The sequence below is a fragment of the Aeribacillus sp. JST-2 genome (assembly GCF_056032925.1).
Genome location: NZ_JBVVUU010000112.1, coordinates 1 through 671, shown reverse-complemented (window position 1 = coordinate 671; position 671 = coordinate 1). Strand labels below are relative to the sequence as shown.

Annotated in this window: 1 protein-coding gene; it reads left to right on the top strand. The window is 48.9% G+C overall.

Going from position 1 to position 671, the window contains the following annotated elements; translation table 11 throughout:
- The coding region (locus tag AC0KTX_RS16795) for a transposase (RefSeq protein WP_474253164.1) at positions 1 to 288 on the top strand (288 nt) is incomplete at its 5' end.
- Between the last annotated feature and the right edge of the window lie 383 nt (positions 289 to 671).

The following is a 671-nucleotide window of genomic DNA, read 5'->3' as shown; positions in this document are numbered from 1 at the left end:
TCCTCCGGCCAACACAAAGGGCAAAAACGGATCTCGAAGCGTGGAAGAAGGCGGTTGCGCGCCCTCCTCTTCCGCGTGATGATGCCGATGATCCGCCACAACGAAGCGTTTCGACAGTTACATGAATATTACACGACACGGCCCGATAATCCGTTGCGCAAGAAGCAATCCATTGTGGTGTTATGCGGGAAATTACTGAAGGTACTGCACGCTGTGTGTACGAAGCACCAGGCGTTCGATGCGAAGCGAATGATGCAGGACATCTTTGGTCTCGAAACGGCGGCTTGATGCCTGCATGCCTTGTGATTCCCTAGACAACAAGGATGACACGGAGAAGCTGGCACGATATCATCCATTCGACCTTGAGTCCCTAAAGGAGCTTCGCCAGCCTCTGCCTGATGACTAGACCGAACGAAGGAATGTAGGCACAAGGATGCCCAGAGACATGGGAGGGTTCGTCATCATCAGCGATGCAGAGATCCAAGGTGCATCACATACATTTACCACCATTACAACCAAATTAAACCAGTAGTGGCAGCGAAGCGCACCCATCCAATGTCATATATATACAGATTTGAGAAACAAAGTTAGAAAACGTGTCGAAAAAAATTTTTTTGACACCCCTGAAACGGCTACAACCGTTGATATATCAACATTTATAGAGGGAGGAT